21 protein-coding genes and 1 pseudogene are annotated in these 18,439 nt (G+C 53.2%); 7 read left to right on the forward strand and 15 right to left on the reverse strand.

Translation table 11 applies throughout. From position 1 onward, the window contains the following. The first annotated feature begins 16 nt into the window (after positions 1-16). Both DW082_RS00485 and DW082_RS00490 read left to right on the forward strand, forming a co-directional pair. Positions 17-1,900, forward strand: coding sequence for an ATP-dependent DNA helicase RecQ (locus tag DW082_RS00485; protein ID WP_310648287.1), 1,884 nt, complete (start codon positions 17-19; stop codon positions 1,898-1,900). An 11-nt stretch (positions 1,901-1,911) separates the two neighbouring features. Then, positions 1,912-2,532 carry a 3'-5' exonuclease gene (locus DW082_RS00490; protein ID WP_055205421.1) on the forward strand — a complete coding sequence of 207 codons (621 nt, stop codon included), beginning with the start codon at positions 1,912-1,914 and terminating at the stop codon, positions 2,530-2,532. Between the two features lie 43 nt (positions 2,533-2,575). Here the strand turns inward: DW082_RS00490 and rimM are convergent, their stop codons facing one another. The 3 genes from rimM to DW082_RS00505 all read right to left on the reverse strand — a co-directional run bounded on the left by rimM (position 2,576) and on the right by DW082_RS00505 (position 4,036). Then, entirely contained in the window at positions 2,576-3,112 is a 537-nt protein-coding gene (gene rimM / locus DW082_RS00495; protein ID WP_055205258.1) for a ribosome maturation factor RimM, read from the reverse strand. Positions 3,113-3,123: 11 nt separating this feature from the next. After that, positions 3,124-3,669 (reverse strand): 30S ribosomal protein S16, encoded by a 546-nt coding sequence (locus DW082_RS00500; RefSeq protein ID WP_081032616.1) that lies wholly within the window; start codon positions 3,667-3,669, stop codon positions 3,124-3,126. 64 nt (positions 3,670-3,733) lie between these two features. Further along, positions 3,734-4,036, reverse strand: coding sequence for a hypothetical protein (locus DW082_RS00505; protein WP_118456868.1), 303 nt, complete (start codon positions 4,034-4,036; stop codon positions 3,734-3,736). Between the two features lie 174 nt (positions 4,037-4,210). Here DW082_RS00505 and DW082_RS00510 point away from each other — a divergent pair, with 174 nt between their 5' ends. Both DW082_RS00510 and DW082_RS00515 read left to right on the forward strand, forming a co-directional pair. Then, on the forward strand, positions 4,211-4,429 hold the full coding sequence (locus tag DW082_RS00510) for a hypothetical protein (RefSeq protein ID WP_055205255.1): 219 nt from the start codon (positions 4,211-4,213) through the stop codon (positions 4,427-4,429). A gap of 145 nt (positions 4,430-4,574) precedes the next feature. After that, positions 4,575-5,708, forward strand: coding sequence for a glycosyltransferase family 4 protein (locus tag DW082_RS00515; protein WP_101572283.1), 1,134 nt, complete (start codon positions 4,575-4,577; stop codon positions 5,706-5,708). A gap of 282 nt (positions 5,709-5,990) precedes the next feature. Here DW082_RS00515 and DW082_RS00520 read toward each other — a convergent pair whose 3' ends face one another. The 5 genes from DW082_RS00520 to DW082_RS00535 form a co-directional block, all read right to left on the reverse strand. Further along, positions 5,991-7,136, reverse strand: a complete 1,146-nt coding sequence (locus DW082_RS00520; protein ID WP_259335436.1) for a transglycosylase SLT domain-containing protein — start codon at positions 7,134-7,136, stop codon at positions 5,991-5,993. After that, positions 7,073-7,363, reverse strand: a complete 291-nt coding sequence (locus DW082_RS14775) for a hypothetical protein (protein WP_259335437.1) — start codon at positions 7,361-7,363, stop codon at positions 7,073-7,075. Before DW082_RS14775 ends, DW082_RS00520 begins: the two co-directional genes overlap by 64 nt. A 31-nt stretch (positions 7,364-7,394) precedes the next feature. Next, entirely contained in the window at positions 7,395-9,341 is a 1,947-nt protein-coding gene (locus tag DW082_RS00525) for a putative porin (RefSeq protein ID WP_259335438.1), read from the reverse strand. Positions 9,342-9,587: 246 nt separating this feature from the next. Beyond that, complete coding sequence (pssA, locus tag DW082_RS00530; protein ID WP_055205252.1) at positions 9,588-10,277, reverse strand: CDP-diacylglycerol--serine O-phosphatidyltransferase; 690 nt, start codon at positions 10,275-10,277, stop codon at positions 9,588-9,590. Between the two features lie 55 nt (positions 10,278-10,332). Beyond that, the gene (locus tag DW082_RS00535; RefSeq protein WP_101572281.1) at positions 10,333-10,611 is read right to left on the reverse strand and encodes a hypothetical protein; all 279 of its coding nucleotides are present in this window, start codon (positions 10,609-10,611) and stop codon (positions 10,333-10,335) included. 678 nt (positions 10,612-11,289) lie between these two features. Here DW082_RS00535 and DW082_RS00545 point away from each other — a divergent pair. From DW082_RS00545 to DW082_RS00555, 3 genes are all read left to right on the forward strand, one after another. Next, on the forward strand, positions 11,290-11,589 hold the full coding sequence (locus DW082_RS00545; protein ID WP_101572277.1) for a hypothetical protein: 300 nt from the start codon (positions 11,290-11,292) through the stop codon (positions 11,587-11,589). A 276-nt stretch (positions 11,590-11,865) separates the two neighbouring features. Then, positions 11,866-12,291, forward strand: a complete 426-nt coding sequence (locus DW082_RS00550) for a hypothetical protein (protein ID WP_101572275.1) — start codon at positions 11,866-11,868, stop codon at positions 12,289-12,291. Beyond that, on the forward strand, positions 12,288-13,103 hold the full coding sequence (locus tag DW082_RS00555) for a class I SAM-dependent methyltransferase (RefSeq protein ID WP_101572273.1): 816 nt from the start codon (positions 12,288-12,290) through the stop codon (positions 13,101-13,103). Before DW082_RS00550 ends, DW082_RS00555 begins: the two co-directional genes overlap by 4 nt. 166 nt (positions 13,104-13,269) lie before the next feature. Here the strand turns inward: DW082_RS00555 and DW082_RS15385 are convergent, their stop codons facing one another. The 7 genes and pseudogenes from DW082_RS15385 to DW082_RS00590 all read right to left on the reverse strand — a co-directional run bounded on the left by DW082_RS15385 (position 13,270) and on the right by DW082_RS00590 (position 18,382). Continuing rightward, positions 13,270-13,530 carry a DUF362 domain-containing protein gene (locus tag DW082_RS15385; protein WP_101572270.1) on the reverse strand — a complete coding sequence of 87 codons (261 nt, stop codon included), beginning with the start codon at positions 13,528-13,530 and terminating at the stop codon, positions 13,270-13,272. Next, positions 13,527-13,880 carry a DUF4405 domain-containing protein gene (locus DW082_RS15390; protein ID WP_118456873.1) on the reverse strand — a complete coding sequence of 118 codons (354 nt, stop codon included), beginning with the start codon at positions 13,878-13,880 and terminating at the stop codon, positions 13,527-13,529. Before DW082_RS15390 ends, DW082_RS15385 begins: the two co-directional genes overlap by 4 nt. Positions 13,881-13,884: 4 nt before the next feature. Next, the gene (locus tag DW082_RS00570) at positions 13,885-14,313 is read right to left on the reverse strand and encodes a MarR family winged helix-turn-helix transcriptional regulator (protein ID WP_101572266.1); all 429 of its coding nucleotides are present in this window, start codon (positions 14,311-14,313) and stop codon (positions 13,885-13,887) included. A gap of 622 nt (positions 14,314-14,935) precedes the next feature. Then, positions 14,936-15,229: a hypothetical protein gene (locus tag DW082_RS00575; protein WP_259335439.1), complete on the reverse strand. Its 294-nt coding sequence runs from the start codon at positions 15,227-15,229 to the stop codon at positions 14,936-14,938. Further along, positions 15,175-16,607: pseudogene (locus DW082_RS00580) on the reverse strand (MFS transporter). Before DW082_RS00580 ends, DW082_RS00575 begins: the two are co-directional and overlap by 55 nt. A 31-nt stretch (positions 16,608-16,638) precedes the next feature. Next, positions 16,639-17,310: a bifunctional 4-hydroxy-2-oxoglutarate aldolase/2-dehydro-3-deoxy-phosphogluconate aldolase gene (locus tag DW082_RS00585; RefSeq protein ID WP_118456875.1), complete on the reverse strand. Its 672-nt coding sequence runs from the start codon at positions 17,308-17,310 to the stop codon at positions 16,639-16,641. A 34-nt stretch (positions 17,311-17,344) separates the two neighbouring features. Further along, positions 17,345-18,382: a sugar kinase gene (locus tag DW082_RS00590; protein WP_118456877.1), complete on the reverse strand. Its 1,038-nt coding sequence runs from the start codon at positions 18,380-18,382 to the stop codon at positions 17,345-17,347. Between the last annotated feature and the right edge of the window lie 57 nt (positions 18,383-18,439).

Below are 18,439 nucleotides of genomic sequence, written 5' to 3' on the forward strand. Positions count from 1 at the left end.
AACGCTGCGCCAAATACTGAAACGATACTGGGGGTACGACGATTTCCGTCCGTTACAGCTCGAAACGATCGAATCGGTCTGCGCAGGTCGGGATACGTTGGTGCTGATGCCTACCGGAGGCGGGAAATCGGTCATCTACCAGGTGCCGGGCCTCGCTTTGGACGGGGTGTGCATCGTCGTGACGCCGCTGATCGCGCTGATGAAAGATCAGATCGACCAACTGCGCCGCCGGCGCATCCTCGCCGAGTCGATTCATTCGGGTATGCAACCGCGCGACATCGACCGGATTCTCGACAACTGCGTCTACGGCGACGTGAAATTCCTGTACATTGCGCCGGAACGCATCGACAGCGAATTGTTCCGGACGCGTTTCGCCAAAATGCGGGTGTCGCTGCTGGCCGTCGACGAAGCCCACTGCATCTCGCAGTGGGGATACGACTTCCGCCCGTCTTACCTGCGGATCGCCCGGCTGAGGGAGTTGCAGCCCGAAATACCGGTGCTGGCGCTGACCGCGTCGGCGACGCCGGAAGTGGCCGAAGACATCATGCAACAACTGAAATTCAGCGAACCGCACGTCCTGCGGACGAGTTTCGCGCGCAGCAACCTGTGTTACGTAGTGCGCAACACAGAAGACAAACACGAGCACCTGCTGCGCATCCTGAACAACGTTCCGGGAACGGGCATCGTCTACGTACGCACCCGCGAAAAGACGGAAACCATCGCCGGATTCCTGAACGAAAACGGCATAACGGCCGGATTCTACCACGGCGGCATGGGATACCTGATGCGGACAGCGCGGCAGGACGACTGGATACGGGGACGGCTGCGGGTCATGGTCGCTACCAATGCGTTCGGTATGGGCATCGACAAGGCGGACGTCCGAATCGTCGTGCACTACGACCCGTGCGATTCGTTGGAAGCCTATTATCAGGAAGCCGGACGGGCCGGACGGGACGGTAAAAAGGCTTATGCGGTGCTGTTGCTGTCCGAGGGAGATACCCCGCTGGCGACGCGCCGGATGCAACTCGACTTTCCGCCCGTAAAAACGATCCTGAACGTATACGAAGCGCTGTTCAACTACCTCTCCGTCGCCGTAGGGGACGGCAAGGGAACCGTCCACCCGTTCAACGTCTACGAATTCGCCGCGCGATTCCGCTTTTTCGTCCCGACAGCGCTCAACGCCATCAAAATCCTACAGACGAACGGCTACCTGATCCTGACCGACGAGTCGGATAACCCGCCGCGGATCCGGTTCGTCGTGCCGCGCGACGAACTCTACCGGATCCGCGTCGACCGCAAGGAACTCGACCACCTGATCACCGTGCTGCTGCGCCGTTACACGGGACTTTTCAGCGACTTCGCCGCGATCGACGAGGACGAACTGGCGCATCTGTCGGGATACACCGTGGCCCGTCTGCACGAACTTTTTAAGAAATTGTGGCAGTTGCACATCATCCGCTACATTCCGGGCGGAAGAAGTCCGATGCTGATCCTTTCCGAAGAGCGTTTGCCGGTGGCCAACGTCCGGATCTCGCCGGAAAGCTACGCCCGGCGCAAAGCCGTGGCCGAAAAACGGCTCGACAGCATGTTCCGTTACGCCACCGACCCGGCGGAGTGCCGCAGCGTATTGATACAGCGTTATTTCGGAGAAACGGATGCAGTCCCGTGCGGCACGTGCGACCGTTGCCTGGAACAGAAAAAAAGGGGGACGGATACACCCGGACAACAGGCCCTGCAACGGGAAATCCTCTCCCGGCTGTCCGACGGGCCGGCCGACGTGCGGTCGCTCGCAGCGCAGATACGCCGCGACATCCGTCATATCCTGGAGTGCGTGACCGTCCTGCTCCGGGAAAAGAAAATAATCGAGGAAAGTGACGGGAAACTTCGGATAAATCCGTAAATTTGCGGCCGATGGGAAAAATTTACGCGGAAAGCATAACCAACGAAGCGATCAACCAACTGTCGATAGGGGCATTCCCCGGGGAAATCGTCGTCGTCGATACTCCGGAAGCGGCGGAGGCTGCCTGCGAATACCTGAGCCGCTTCCCGTTGATCGGATTCGATACGGAGACCCGGCCGTCGTTCACGAAAGGACATTTCAACAAGGTGGCGCTGCTACAACTCTCGGCCGACGACAAAGCCTTCTTGTTCCGGCTGAACCTGATCGGGCTGCCCGAATCCGTACAACGCGTACTCTCTTCCGACCGGATCGCCAAAGTCGGCGTCGCCGTATACGAAGACGTCCGGATGCTGCGTTCGTGGCACCGGTTTCCTCCAAAAAAATTCGTGGAATTGCAGAACATAGCCCCGCGGTACGGGATTACCGACAAAAGTCTACGCAAGCTGGCCGCCATCACGCTGAACATCCGTATCTCGAAAGCCCAGCGTCTCAGCAACTGGGAAGCGCAGCAACTGACGCCCGCACAGCAACTTTACGCGGCGACCGACGCATGGGTCGGACGCGAGATTTTCAAAAAACTTTCGCAGAGCGAACCCGAAAAACCGGAGGAACCGGTTTCGGAGAAGGGCTGACCGCCCGACTCGTTTCGACGGCGCGGCAGGCGCGCTTCGCATATCAATCGTTCAGATCGATCAGTCCTTCGGGCAGTTGCATCCGGATTTTCCGCCCGGCAACGTCGATCTCGGTAATAAACTCGTCGGCGACGGGAACGTAAACGGACTTTCCGTCCAGCGACAGCAGGAACAGCGGATTCTCCCCGTCGATAAATCCGGTCACGATCCCCTCCCCGGCCTCATCAACCATTACGCCGAATCCGACCAAGTCTTCCGGATAAAATTCATCGGCATCCGGATCCAGCGGTTCTCCATCCGGCACATCCTCCTCCCCCTCCAGGAAAAGTTCGCAGCCGATCAACTCGTCCGTGCGTTTCTCGGAATAGAAATCGGAAAATACGACCAGCGCGCTACGCCTTCCGCGACGCTCGAAACGGTCGCAAAAAAGAGGAACCGCCAGTTTGTCGATCACGACAAAAAGCGGTTCCTTCGTATCAAAATCGGCAGGAAACGTATCGAACAGACTGACCATCAACTCGCCCGAAAGTCCGAAAGACTTGGCGATACGGCCGACCGCCGTTTTACGTCGCTCCTGCATCGGGCAAAAAATCAGGCTTCGGCAGCCGGTTCTTCGGCAGGCGCTTCGGTCTCGGCCTCGGTCGACTCGGCGGCAGCGGCAGCAGCGGCGGCGGCGATTTCCGCTTTCTTGGCGGCAACGGCTTCGGCACGGGCTTCCTTCACTTTCTTTTCCGCTTCTAACCGGGCTTTCTTATCGGCTACTTTGTCTCCGCTGAGTTTGGACTCCTTAGCTGCGATCTTTTCGGCTTTCTGTTCCATCCACTGGGCAAAACGGGCATCGGCCACTTCGGCGCTGAACGCACCTTTGCTGACGCCTCCCAGCAAATGTTTCTTGTACATGACCCCTTTGTAGGAAAGAATCGCCCTACAGGTGTCGGTAGGTTGAGCGCCCTTCTGCAACCATGCCAATGCTTGGTCAAAGTTGAGTGTGATTGTGGCAGGATTGGTATTGGGATTATACGACCCAATATTCTCAATGAATTTACCATCACGTGGCGCCCTGCTGTCGGCAACGACAATGTGGTAGAAAGGATAACCCTTTTTACCGCGGCGTGCTAATCTGATTTTTACAGGCATTTTGTAATTTTTAATTGGTTTTACACAACCTACTGAAGTAAGTAGGGTGCAAAAGTACCGTTTTTTATCGATTCTGCAAAGGATCGCGCTCTTTTTTATTCTGATCGATCAGTTTTTGCAGCAATTTCAACTGGCGCAACTGCAATTCCGTATAATTGGTCAGGTTGGACACCATGCTGTCGATCACCAGCGGCAAGTCTTCGTCCTCGCAGTTCGTTTTGCCGCCGGCGTCGGAAGCGTCCCGGAAAATATTCCCCCGCCCGGTCAACAGCCAGTACAGGTCGATGCTCGGGAAACGCTGGATAATCTTCGACAACTTGTCCGACCCCAGAGCGCCTGTCATGTTGGAAATATTCCCCCGTTTCATCCGCACTCGCGTTCAAATTCCCGGATGGATAGTCCCAAATGCACACTCAGTATTTTAATCCGCCCTTTTAAATCCATCGTGGTGACATAAATAATTGACAATATTGTTTTTTATGTCAAAAAAATTGGGTATTTTTGCGTATTACTACAACAAAGGTATCAAATATTGCCGATTATGAAAAAAAGAATTGAACGAAAAGAGGAGCGTATTGCGGCTATTCGTTCGGAAGCCGCACGCCATCGGGGAGTCTATGCCGAAGTCGCACGCGAAAACGGTTGGGGAAGAGATTACGTATGCAGCGTCATGGCGGGACGCAACAGCAGCGAGAACGTACTCTTCGCCCTTGAAAAAAAACTTCGCCTGAATATTCCGAATACGAAACAAACATCGTAAACCGACGCTCGATTATAATTCATAACTTCCTAACCGATTAAGATAATCGGTCGCTTTTCCGGGAAAAAAAACATCAAGACAACCTGCTCGGATAATTTTGTTCCGAACAGAGAAATGCCTACCTTTATCACAACCAAACAACTTTATGAATCCGACTTTGTTTTATTTAATCGCCGGCGCATGCATTAGTTTTATGATCGGGCGGGTCGCTATCCCCCGCATCATACTAATCGCCAAAAGAAAGCGCATCTTCGATACGCCGAATCCGCGTAAGATCCATACGCAGCAGATTCCGCGGCTCGGGGGCGTGTCGTTCCTGCCGGGTATGCTGATCGCCTACTTTCTGATCCGGGGCATACAATGCACCATAGGCGGAAACGGAATGCCGGACGTCGAAACCATTTACCAGGAAACCATTTTCTATTTCTTCACGGGACTGATCACAATCGCCGCCGTAGGACTCTGGGACGACATCATCGGCCTGACTTACAAATACAAACTGCTCGTACAACTGTTCGTCGCACTGCTATTGGTATTGCCGGCGGGACGCATCGTCAACCTGGAAGGAATTTTCGGAATATACGCCATACCGGACTGGATGTCGACGCCGCTGACCGTACTCATCGTCATGGTCGTTATCAACGCCTTCAACCTGATCGACGGGATGGACGGGCTTTGCTCGGGGCTGAGCATCGTAACCCTACTGACGCTGACCGTACTGCTGGTGCACAGCGGCAACCCGATGCTGGCGCTGCTGTCCGCGTCCACCGTCGGAGTGGTCGCCGCGTTTTTCCGGTACAACTACTTCGGCAAAAGGCTGAAAGTGTTCATGGGCGACTGCGGGTCGCTGACGCTCGGCTACATCACGGCATTCCTGCTGTTGCAACTGGCTTCCGCGAACAACGGCACGGGAAATTCGCAGCTGACCCTGGTAACGCTGATGAGCATTATCTTCATCCCGCTGTTCGACACGACCCGGCTGTTCATCCAACGAATCTGTCTCGGGCACTCCCCGTTCTGTCCCGACAAAAATCACATTCATCATAAATTCCTGCAAATCGGATGTTCCCAGCGGCAAAGTTTCTGGCTCATCCTGTGCATCCAGATCGTCTATATCATCGCCAATTTTCTGCTGGCCCCGATTGTCAACATCAATGTGTTATTGTTCGTCGATATCCTGTCGGCCCTCGCGCTGATCTTCTTTCTGGACAGCAAAAAAAGCAGGGAAAAGTCGCAGCGTTTCGCGGAAAGAAAGAAAGTAACCAAAACAGTCAGATAAAATCGGACCAAGCTGAATCCGGACAAGCGCATCCGCCATTTTATCGAATACAGAACGCTTTAATTCAATGCATTAACAGCTATCGACATTCTACAAATCGGCGGATTACGGCCCGAAAAACGGCGGGGAAGCAATGCGGCGACGGGAGTACGGGATTCCCGCAAACCGGCCCGGTCTCTTTCAAATACGGCATGAACCGATCCGCCGTATAAAACCGATTCGGCGACGCAAGAAACAGCGCCGGCCGAATTTAAACAAGCCATAACCCGGCAGTACGGGACGCTACCGCGAGACGTTCCGGCAATAGACCGAATAACGGCTGATCACGTCGCGGACGAATGCGAGCGTCTGCCGGCCGACGAAACGACCGTTGCGCACCACTTCGTCGCGGGCATACTGCGGATCGGACTTCAAGGTCAGGTACTCCGAAACATCGTTCCACGAATCGGGATTCGCGCCGTATTTCCGGGCCAGATTCCGCGCATCGGTCACATGGCCGATCCCGCCGTTGTAACACGCCAGAACGATTTTCATCCGATCCATTTCGGATGTTCCGGGAGCGAAACGCAGCGACTTCTCGATCTTTCCCAATATCTTCACCGCCAGCAGCACATTGTTTTCCGGATCCATCACATTGCCCTGCACGTCGAACTGCCTGGCCACCCGCGGCATGATCTGCATCAGGCCCTGCGCGCCGCGGCTCGACACCAGGAACGGATTGAAACGGGATTCGTTGTAAGCGATCGCCGCGACGAAACGCCAGTCGTAGCCCTCTTTCTCGCAAATCTCCTTGAAAAGTTTGTCGAAGGCCGAAATTCCGCCGGCGCGGGACGAAGCCAGCCCGCGGCCCACCACCTGACGGACGATCCCTTTTTCGAAATAGAGGTAGTTCAGCATGGCGTACTCCTCGCTGTTGCGGAAACGGTTCAGCCACGCTTCGAAATCCTGCCGCAACCCTTCATCCCGCGGCGAAACGACCGCGCTCAGCGAAACCGGCTCGGCGAAAGTATAGACTTGCTCGACGTTTTTGGACAGCGCGCATCCGAGCTGGGCTTCGCTCATTTCGCAGATCAGGTAGTCGTACTGTCCGTCGCCGAGCGCCTCGAGCATTTCGAAACTGTTGCGGGACGATACGTAAATCGCAGCCGACGAGAGGGAATCGAGCAACATGCCGTACGTTTTCGATTTTTTAAAACCCGAGGAGATCAGCACCCGTCCGTCGCCGACGAAAGACGAGAGGTTGAAATGTTTCGCCTTGCGCGCCGCGGCAGCGCGGGACTTATCGGCCAGCAAAACATAGGATGTGTTGTAAATAGGAACCGAGGCGGGGACTTCCGCCGCAGCGATTCGAGCCGTAAGCGCGGTCACGAAATCCAACTCGCCGAGCGCCAGCTTTTCCGAACGCTCGGATGCGGAAAGACCTTGCACAACCTGCAATTCAAGCCCCCGGTAATCGGCATAAGCTTGAACAGATCGTACTGGTAACCGTAATTTTCCCCGCCGAACACGAAGTAGCCGGGCATGTCGTCGTCCATAGCGACCGTCAGCCGTACCCGTTCGGGGAGTTCGGCCTGCCGCTGTTCGCCGCAGGCGGTAAGGATCAATAAACTGAAGAACAAAAATAACTTACACGATACAATCGATTTGTAAATCATAAAAACTGTTTTCGGGGGCAGCTCTTACGCATCAGTCGTAGAAGCTCCAGGAAAATCCCATTTTGAAGACCCGTTTGTTCTGCGGATAATGGAGCACCGTAAAATAGTTACGGTCTCCGAACAAATTGTCGTTCAGATGCTGCATCTTGGCCAAAATCCGCATGCGTTTCCACTTGGCAGCGACAAACACATCGATCATCGGATAATTTCCCAGTTTCTTTTCACGCTGGTTGTAAAACTGCGCCGTCGCAGGATTGTAACCGAACGCATAATACTCCGTATTGTAACGTCCGTCCAAACCGATCTGCAGCCGCAGCACGTTTTTCACCACGTTGAATTCGTAAAAATAACTGAGATAAGCACTGGCCAGAGGCACCGGGACAACTTCCTGAACTGTACTAAACTGAAGCAATACCCTGTGGTTCAAATGGAGTCCGCCGATGCGGAAATCCTTTCTGGCATACAAACCCGAAACGCTGACGTTGCCCCCGTGCTGGGCAGGGAGCGCCTGAGCGTCGTAATAGATCCTGTCTTTCAAAAGGCTCTGATAAGCGCCCAGTTCGAGTCCTACGGACGGGACGCTCAGGGTCGCAGAGATTCGGGTTTCAGACTCTTTCGCAAAAGAGTTGTTCCACGCATAGTGGTTAGAGAAATAGTTCTCCGTCCAGTAGTCGGGCGTACTGATCGTATGCCCGATGCTGCCTTTCAGAGTGATTGGCTTGCCTGCTATGTAAACCGAGAACGCCACGTCGCCGCCCAGCTCGAGATCCTGGCTGCGGTATCCGAACAGGTGGTACTTGATATTGGCGTCCCAACTGAAATATTTCCTGAATTTTCCTTCGACGGAACCGTATACGAAAGTCCCGTTCTTGTTGACCCCCTTATTCCTGTTGGTCAGGTAGTCCTCCATGCTGAACTGGTAATAATGGTGGGCGTCGTTGCCGATCCCGGCGTTGATCACCCCGACGGGGCCGTCCCGATCCCACGGCTGGATCTGAACGAAAATCCGGTTCGACAGCACGCGCTCGTACATCGAGTCGACGCTCTGGGTGGGACTGATATACCAGTTCTCGTAGAAATCGCCGCTTTTCGCCTTCGTATCGGTGTACTTCTTATAGAATTTGCTCAGTTCCAGCGAATGGCCGATAAAAAACGAAGAATTCTGAGCGATCGAAAAATCCTCGTCGGTCAGTTTCCGCAACGGCACCCCGTAAGACTGCACGATATAAAAAGTATTGTTTTTAAGCTGATTGCGGGCATCCTGCAAACGCACTTCAATCAACTCGGGCATTTCAAAGACCGTATCGGTAATGTCCTCGTCGCGCATGATACCGCCATTCTCTTTAACGTTCTGCATGTTGTAAATATAGCCCGCATGAACGCTGTACTTTTTGCCGGTATGCGAAAAGGCGAGCGACAGATTGCGCTCGCGCGTACCCTGCCACGTATAGATCCCGCGCGTACCGCGGCTGCGGTAATCGACGTTGAACCCCGTCGAAGGCGAAACGTTCTGCGCATGGGCCCCCCAAAAACTCTCTTCGAGACGGCGGGTCTGCCCGGACATAAAATAGGACAAATGCGTAAACGGCTTCTTGACATTAAAATAACGCACCCGTCGCGGAGTGAACAGGTAGGCATCGAAAGATTGGGCGAAACTGAAGTTGCGGTACTGCGGACGAAGGAAATAGTCGAGCGGCACGGAGGCGGCGCCCAAGTTGCCCAGGTAGGCCGAGCCCACGTTGTTCTGGAGGTAAGGATACTCGTTCTGGAAACCGACCAGCGCAGTGTCCACGTCGATGATATCGATATCGTTTCGCTCGAGGTTCACGTTCCACGCGAAACTCTGCCGGGCGCGGATCGAATCGTTGAAAAAATAGGATTCCAGCGGCTTGCGGATCTTGGGCGGTTTTTTGGTGGTATCGGCCTCCTCTTCGGGGGCGTCGTTGTCCTGTACCCCGCCGATGCTGCCGTACTGCATCTGGTTCTGATTTTGGTTATTAAGTCCGGGAAGAGTCCCGTACTGATTGCGGTTCTGGTTCGAAGTAATCGGCCGTTGCGCCGATGCGACACAAATGTTCAGAACAAAAACCGTCCCGAATAACACTTTTAACGCATACCCTTTTGATATTCCAAACATCAGTCGCAGGCAATTACCTCCCGAAATAACGGCAAAGGTAGCAAAAATATTACACATGCAAATTTCATGCAATCCGAAGACGGTCGCTTACCGCTGCGTCCGGAACGCATACACCGATACGGAAACGACGATATAAGCCAGAATGATAAACGGAATCGCCGCAATCCCCGCTGCGCACAGAGCCGCCAACGAACACAGTGCGAATACGTAGCGCACCCGGTTGCCGGCGAAACGGTAATGGGTGAATTTAAGGGCGAACATCGGCACGTTGCATACCAGCAGACCCGCAAAAACGACTGCGGCGGCGATCATCACCCAGGCCGGAGCCGTAAAAGCCCCCGCCTGCATCAGATAGCCGGCCGACACGAAAAACAAGGCGCAGGCGGGCGTCGGCAGGCCGATGAACTGGGTGGTCTGATTCTCGTCCAGGTTGAACTTCGCCAGACGCAGGGCCGAAAAGGCCGCCACGACGAACACGGCGAAACCCCAGACGTCGCTACCGCCGGTCATCGCATACATCGTATACAATACGGCAGCGGGAGCGAACCCGAAACTCACCATATCGGCCAGCGAATCGAGTTCCTTGCCGATCGCCGAATGGGATTTCAAAAGACGCGCCACGAAACCGTCCAGAAAATCGAACACGGCCGCGACAACCACGCACCAGAAAGCCCACTGCAGGTCGTTCACGCACAGCGCGAAAACCGCCGCGGCACATCCCGACAGCAAATTACAAAGCGTCAGGATATTGGGTATCGTAAACAGTTTTATTTTCATCTTTTCCACTTAAAATCGGTTAAAGTCTATCGCAAATACGGCGAAAACGGACGATTCATTCCCGGATATCGGGAACCGAATCTTCCCAATTGCATTCATACTCGACGGACTGGTAACCGCCGAAACGCTGACCCGGAAAAATTTCCAGATACTTTATTCCCAATTCACAGATTTTGTCCATGGCTTGTTCGAGCGTAAAACGTTGAAAAGTATAAGATTGCATACACAGCCGAAACCCTTTTCCCGGCCGGAGCCGCGAAGAAGCCCGCATACCGGCAAACAGCAGTACGACCAGACAGACCATCCAAACGATCTTCGTATGTTTTCCGCTCATAACCGCAATGTCCTTCAGATTCGACCACTGTGCGAAGGTAGCGATTATTTTGTAAAAACAAACCGCTGCCCCGCAAAGCGAAAACCCACGAAATAGAACGTCTTTAAATCAATGTAACAGTCTGTAAAATCGGACTGTTACCTTCTTATAATTAGGTCGATGTAACGAAAAGGCAACGGTTCTGTTTTCTGTTTCTTACGTCGGCTTTCAATGTCAAACAACTGATCCGACGTTAATTAATTCTTTCATAAGGTATACTCTTGAAGGATTTTATTTCGTCCCTATACGAGAATCCTTCGAATAATCCGATCTCCTAACGAGGATCGAAACGATCCATTCGGCAGACATTGTATGAGCTGTTAAAGATGGCGACCAAAAAATTTTAGTCGCCCTCTTTTTGTTTGTACTCTTCATGGAGATTTCTTTTGGATTTTCAATTTTCAGAGAATTTTTTTACTGTTTAGCCTCTTCCTTTAATTTTATTTATCGGTACCAGGTGGAGTTCATCATCACAGAGATGTTCAACCTATACGTAAAGCCCACGGGCATTTACACAATCAGTTCCGATCTGGAGAAATTTGCATTTGTTCCGGGAATGGGGGTAAAACTCTATTTCTAACGGAGATTAGGTAGTGTAGGTTACAGGCGGAGGCGGGACGGGAAACAGCCGTCGCAGAAATGGAGAAGGCGAGGACTGAGACTGAATGGCTCGACATCGAGAACCGCGCCCAAGAGCGCACTCGCGCGAAACTTGACGAGGAGATTGCCGGGAAGGGCAGCTGGGCTGACAGGGAAAGCGGCAACACCATACTGTCGGGGCTTGCCAACATCGCAGGGCGCGGCAGATATGCAGAAATCAAGAACCGGAATCGGAAATTGGAAGCATCCTTGCCAAAGGAGAAAGAACGGCTGCAGAATCCGTTTACCAAACAGGCGGAAGCTGAAATAAGGAAACTGGCTTGTGAACTTTGCCCGTGACAAGGGAAAGCAGACCGAATTACAGACAGACCGCGCCTATAAGAAAATTGGCGATGTGGCTGAAGGTCGCTACGACTGGCGGATAAGACTAAGTAGGCGACGGGATGAAAAGACGATTCCATATCACATCGGACACACGTCCCGAACAGAACTACTTCGCCAACCTCACCGTGCTTTCGGTGGTTTTTTTACTCTGCCGCTTAAATTTCATCACTTTTGGGTATTTCATTCCTTGTTTTCCCTGTATAACTTTGAATTTACTAACAAATCATTACAATGGAAGATAAAAACATCATCAATCGGACAGGCCGCCATACCAAAATCGCTATCCTGTGGGTGGCCGTCATGTGTGGCCTGACTCTACATTCGCTTGCCGATCTCATGCCGCTTTTCTGGAATGAGGCCATTGCCATAAGCGAAACGGGGCATGCTCCCGAAGGACTGCTTACATTCATGATGTCGATAAGCTATCTTGTCCCTGTATGCGGTATTCTGTTATCCCTATATGGGAAAACCCGCTCATGGAACATTCTGAACGGCTTGCTCGCCACCTTCATTCTGTTGTTCAACCTGTTCCACACCTGTGAACTGTTCACGGATTTTTCCATCGTACAGCTTCCCTTGCTGCCGGTTATTCTAATCGTCAGCGCCATTCTCTGTGTAATGTCTTGGAAACTGACAAAACAAGGACAAAAAGAATGAACAGCACATTTTTCGCAGACACCGTTTCTGAAACGCTCCTTATTCCGCTATATATGCGGGCCAAAGAAAGCCGTCGCGGAGAAAAGGCTATCATCCGCGACCCTGTCGCTGAAAGACTGGTTGAGCAGATACCATACGACTATTCAAAGTTCGACGGTGCAGTCCTCAGCGAAGTAGGGTGCAATGTCCGTGCCTGGTATCTCGACAATGTGGTTCGCGATTATGTGAAATCACACGTCAATCCGATCATTGTCAATCTTGGGTGTGGATTTGATGCCCGTACACAACGTACAACAATAGAATCTTCTGCAAGGTATTACAGTCTTGACCTTCCCGAAGTAATCGCTGCCCGTGACAGACTTTTGCCTCCGGCAGAGAATGAAACGTATGTCCCCGGTTCAATGTTTGACGAAAAGTGGATGGCGGAACTGAAATCCGCGAATCCGGAGGCTGAATTTCTTTTTATTGCCGAGGGTGTGGTAATGTATTTCCGGGAGGACGAAATCAAATCCCTGTTTCAAAAACTGCTGAAACACTTTCCCGGCTGCGAGATATGGTTTGACCTGTGCGGGACATTATCGGTTAAGAATCAGAACAAGCATGATACCGTCAAAAAAGTTTCGGCACGTTTCAACTGGGGGCTTGACAATGGCCGCGACATCGAGAAATGGGATAGCCGTATTCAACTGATACGCCAATCTTCTCAGGGGCTGTTTTTCAGAAACCGCTATCCTTTCTTTATGCGGGTTATGACAATTTCCCACAGATTGATGTTCCGGTTCTGTTCCATAGTCGGGTACAGATTATCTTAAAACCCTGTTTTTTCGTCATACTGGGCTTTACCGTACTTTCGCAGCACGATAAAGCCCGTTCCATTATGAAGACAACATCAATCAACTTTCAGTTGCCCGAAGCATGGCCGTGGCACGAACGCTATGGGACATGGTGCAGATTCCCCGGATTAGGTAATAATTCTTGTCAAATACGTTTAAGCAGTTTCATCACGACATTCGACATGCTTTCGCTGAAAACACCCGAAGGGCAGCTTTTCATACACTTTTTACAGCCGATGCAATTATCGGCATTTCGGATGACAATGTGTTTGTGCCACAAGAAACCGACTTTGCCAATAACATCGCGCGGGCAGTTGTCGATACATTTCCAGCAGGCAGCACACGCTCTGGGGTTCACCCATATGTATGGAGTATGGATACGTTGTAGCTTATTCATCTTACTCATGGCGTATTTTGGTTATTGGTAGTTATATATGTGTAACGCGTATCGTATGCCGTTTTCAGCCAGCAGACAATCAGGAGAACAAGCAGGAGAATACAGCAGACGATAAATTCACGGCTTATCTTCCCTGCGGCTTTACCTTTTATATATGCTCTAATGGCTCTCCAATTTTTCAGGATGTGGAGTATCGAGAATACCAGAAAGAAGATTGCCGAGACATTGTGCAAGACTGTAAAGAACACTTTTGCAGGAGTGTACGGCTGGTGGTTCGTCATCTGCAAGGCTACACCGGAAACCGCCAGACAAAGAAAAGTGGCGAAAGTCGCAAGGGATACGAATGGACGCGCGGTCATTTTGTTATTTTTTTTGACTGATGGCCTCGATTTTGTTTTTCAGATGTGTCAGCACCTTGCCGTATATATCCAGGTCGGATTTGCTCACTCCGTCAAACAAAAAGTTCGACAGGCTGTCCAATTCGGCATCTGCCGACACCAATAGCTGCCTTCCCCTTTCCGTTATCTGTATGACATTCATACGCTTGTCATTCGCCGTATTTGAACGGGTTATCAATCCCTGACTTTCAAACAGATTGATATGGCGTAAAATTGCGGACTTGTCCTTTTTTAATGTGTCTGCGATTTCCTGTTGAATCATGCTTGCTTTATGCCGTATAGCCATAAGGACACCTAAAGACTCGACCGGAATCTCCAGCTTCCCGGATATCCGTTTCTTAAACGTGAACTGTAATTCTTTGGCGACCAGTACAAAGAATAGAATGTCATTCATGCTTCACTCTCTTTTTATGGGCACAAAAGCAGCAATATTAGTTGATATTATCAACTAATAGATAGATTGGCGATTTAGCCAATCTTAACAGTTCCCCCTCACACTCTTTTGTGCTGTAAAGCGTCGCGGTTCTACGGTGCAACGCTTTTACTCAACAGTTCACGTTACCGCAATCAATGCATTTTCCAGTATGGACGCAAAGGACGCCGCCGCAATGTGAGCAACGTCATTTCGCGTTTTCGTTTCGCAAAAACACATCCATCCCCAATCGGCGCATTTCGGAAAGGTTGTTCATAAGTGATTCCTTCATCGGATACTCATGCTGATATTTTTCTTCCATTCCGAGGATATGTCCGCATGGATAATGCCGACATTTGTCGCAATAGCCGTCATCCAAGTTCCGGCGATGTTCATAGAACGCAATTTTGCATAACCGGGCGCAATGTTCGGGTTTGCCTTCTCCATCGCTCCAACAACCCGGACAAGGCGGATTTTTCCCCAGTCGGGCGATACAGACACTGCAATCCAGTCCGCAGAGGGCTATCATTTCTTTTGTGAACAAAACCTAAGTCAATCTTATCACAGTTATTAATCCCGTTATTCATAGCACAAAATAATGCATTTAGATAATCCGCGTTTCTGTTCTAATAAAAATGCCAGGCAATTCCGAAACCCGGCTTACTGCCTCTATCTTGGTTCCCATTACCACATCCGCATACACCTGTGTTGAATGAATATCGGAATGTCCGAGCAGCTTGCCAACCGTATATAGATCGCCCTCGGCTGCCAGCGCAAGCACGGCAAAGGCGTCGTTGTCCGTTTGCCGTGCGCCGACATGCAGCAACCGATCCGCCGGCGTAATTACCGGTCGGCGATCGGTTTGTATTTCGGAACCAACGCCTTCATCACGCACCACGCCACGACATAGGCTACGGCGCAAAAGATAAATGCGATCGCATATCCGGCCGGTTTGCCCTCGAATCCCATGAACGCGAGGTTCGCGTCGCCGCTGTAAGTGAACAGCATCCCGGCTCCTTTCTGAATAAATACCGAGCCGAGGCCGCCCGCCATACCGCCGATACCGGTAATCGTGGCGATCGCGCTACGCGGAAACATATCGCCGACCGTCGAAAAAATGTTTGCCGACCAAGCCTGGTGCGCCGAGGCCCCGACCGAAATCAGCAGGATCGGCACCCAATAGCTAAGGTATCCCAGCGGCTGCGCCAACAGTACCACGAGCGGAAAAAACGCGATAATCAGCATCGCCCGCATACGTCCGGCATAAGGTTCATACCCCGGTTGATGAAATAGGTCGGAAATTTTCCGCCGAACACCGAACCGAACACCGTGATCGTGTAGAGCACCGCGATCGGCCATGCGATCTGCGTGCCGACCATGCCGTACTGCGCCTTCAGGTAGGCGGGCGTCCAGAACAGAAAGAACCACCACACGCCGTCGGTCATGAACTTGCCGAACGCGAACGCCCAGGTCTGACGGTATTTCATGCATTCGACGAACGACATTTTGCGCGCCGGAGCTTCGGCCGCGACCAGACCGGCGGCGGCGTCCGCCTCGATATCCTGATTGATATAGGCGCGCTCGGCGGCGTTCATTTTCGTATTTTCTTCCGGCCTCTTGTAAACGAACTGCCAGATCCCGAGCCAGACGAACCCGACCAGGCCGACGACGATGAACGCCGTCTCCCACCCCCACAGTTCGGCCATTACCGGCACGGTCAGCGGGGCCACGATGGCTCCGACGTTCGCCCCGGAATTAAAGATCCCGGTCGCGAAAGCCCGGTCCTTTTTCGGGAAATATTCGGCCGTCGCCTTGATCGCCGCCGGGAAGTTGCCCGCTTCGCCGAGCGCCAGTACGCAGCGGCAGACGACGAAGGCCGTCACGCTGACCATCGAGATCTGCGCGACGAGATCGGCCCCCTGCGCCAGGCGCAACGCCTCGGCGTTTTCGAGACCTACCCACCGCTCGGTCACGACGCCGCACACGGCGTGCAGCGCCGCGCCCAGCGACCAGACGGCAATCGACCACGCATACCCTTTTTTCGTTCCTACCCGGTCTACGAAACGGCCGGCGAACAGCATCGATACGGCGTAGAATAACGAAAACACAGCCGTTATGGAACCGTAGTCGTTATCCGTCCAGTGAAACTCCTCCTCAAGGATCGGCTGCAGCAACGACAGCACCTGGCGGTCGAGGTAGTTGACCGTCGTCGCAAAAAACAGCATCGAGCAGATCACCCACCGGTAATTGGTCATTTTTTCGTTCAGTTTGCTCATCGTAGGTTGAAGTTTGGTTAGTTAGTTTCGGTTATTTCCGGTATTTGGCGACGATCGACAGCGCCTCGCGGCATTTGCCGGCGATCGAATCCCAATCCCCGGCGGCGATCGCCTCGGCTGGGAATAGTTTCGAGCCCATGCCGACGCAAGTGATCCCCGCACGGAACCAACCGGACAGATTTTCTTCGGTCGGCTCGACTGCGCCGGTAGCCATCAACATGCTCCACGGCATCGGGGCCTTGATGTTTTTGACGAACGACGGACCGCCGACGCACCCCGCCGGGAAAATTTTACACAGGTCGCAGCCGGCCTCCTGCGCCGCGCTGATCTCGGTGACCGAACCGCAACCCGGCGTGTAGGGAACGAGCCGCCGGTTGCAGACCTTCGCGACGTCCGGGTTGTACATCGGGCCAACGATGAAATTCGCGCCGAGCTGGATGTACAGCGCCGCCGTCGGGCCGTCGACAACCGAACCCGCGCCCAGCACCATGCCGGAACATTCGGCGGCTGCAAATTTCGACAGTTCGGCGAACACCTCGTGGGCGAATTCGCCGCGGTTCGTAAATTCGAACGCGCGGATCCCGCCGTCGTAGCACGCTTTCAGCACGTCTTTGGCCGTTTGCGGACATTGGTGGTAAAATACCGGGACGATGCCGGTCGAAACGATCGCCGACAATGTCTCTATTTTTGAAAATCTTGCCATTTTTCCGTGTTTTTAAGGTTGAACGATGCGCGAGTCAGCGGACGACGCGGCCCGATCCGTCTCCTTTCATCAGGTTTTCCACTTCCGCAACCGTTACCAGGTTGAAATCTCCGTAAATCGTATGTTTCAGCGCCGAAGCCGCCACCGCGAAGTTCAGCGCGCGGCGGTCGTCGCCGTAGGCCAGCAGCCCGTAGATCAGGCCGCCCATGAACGAATCGCCTCCGCCGACCCGGTCGACGATGTCGGTGATATCGTAGGTCGGAGCCTGCAACAGTTCCCGGCCGTTCCATAATACGCCGCTCCAGGTGTTATGATCGGCGTTCACCGCGCCGCGCAACGTAATGACCACGCGTTTGGCCCGCGGAAAACGCGCCGTGAGCTGGCGGCAGACCGATTCGAAACGCGCGCCGTCGACGCGCCCGCCGGTCGATGCGGCATCGAAGCCTTCAGGTTTGATGCCGAACACTTTTTCGGCATCTTCCTCGTTGCCGAGAATCAGGTCGCACCCTTCGACCAGCGCCGGCATCACTTCGGCCGCCGTCTTGCCGTATTTCCACAGGTTTTTGCGGTAGTTCAGGTCAGTCGACACCGGAATGCCGAGCCGGTTGGCTGTGCGGATCGCTTCGAGGCAGGCGTCGGCAGCCCCCTGGCTAATTGCCGGCGTAATGCCCGTCCAATGGAACCACGATGCGTCCTGCAACGCTTTTTCCCAATCGACCATGCCCGGAGCGATCTCCGAAACGGACGAATGCGCGCGGTCGTAAACCACTTTGCTCGGCCGCGCTACGGCCCCGGTTTCGAGGAAATAAATCCCCAGCCGGTCGCCGCCGTACACGACATGCGACGTGCCTACGCCGTATTTGCGCAACTCGCGCAGGCAGCTATCCGCAATATCGTTTTTCGGCACGCGCGTTACGAATTCGACCGGCAGGCCGTAATTGGCCAGCGAAACGGCTACGTTCGCCTCGCCGCCGCCGAACGTGGCGGTGAACGAACCGGCCTGTCCGAAGCGCAGGCGATCCGGAGTCGCCAGACGCAGCATCACCTCCCCGAAAGTTACAACTTTTGACATATTCTTAGCGTTTTTAACAATTCCGAATTATGAGAGTCGCATCGCGGGCATCGGTTT

Source organism: Alistipes sp. AF48-12 (assembly GCF_003477565.1).
GTDB classification, from domain to species: Bacteria; Bacteroidota; Bacteroidia; order Bacteroidales; family Rikenellaceae; genus Alistipes_A; species Alistipes_A hominis.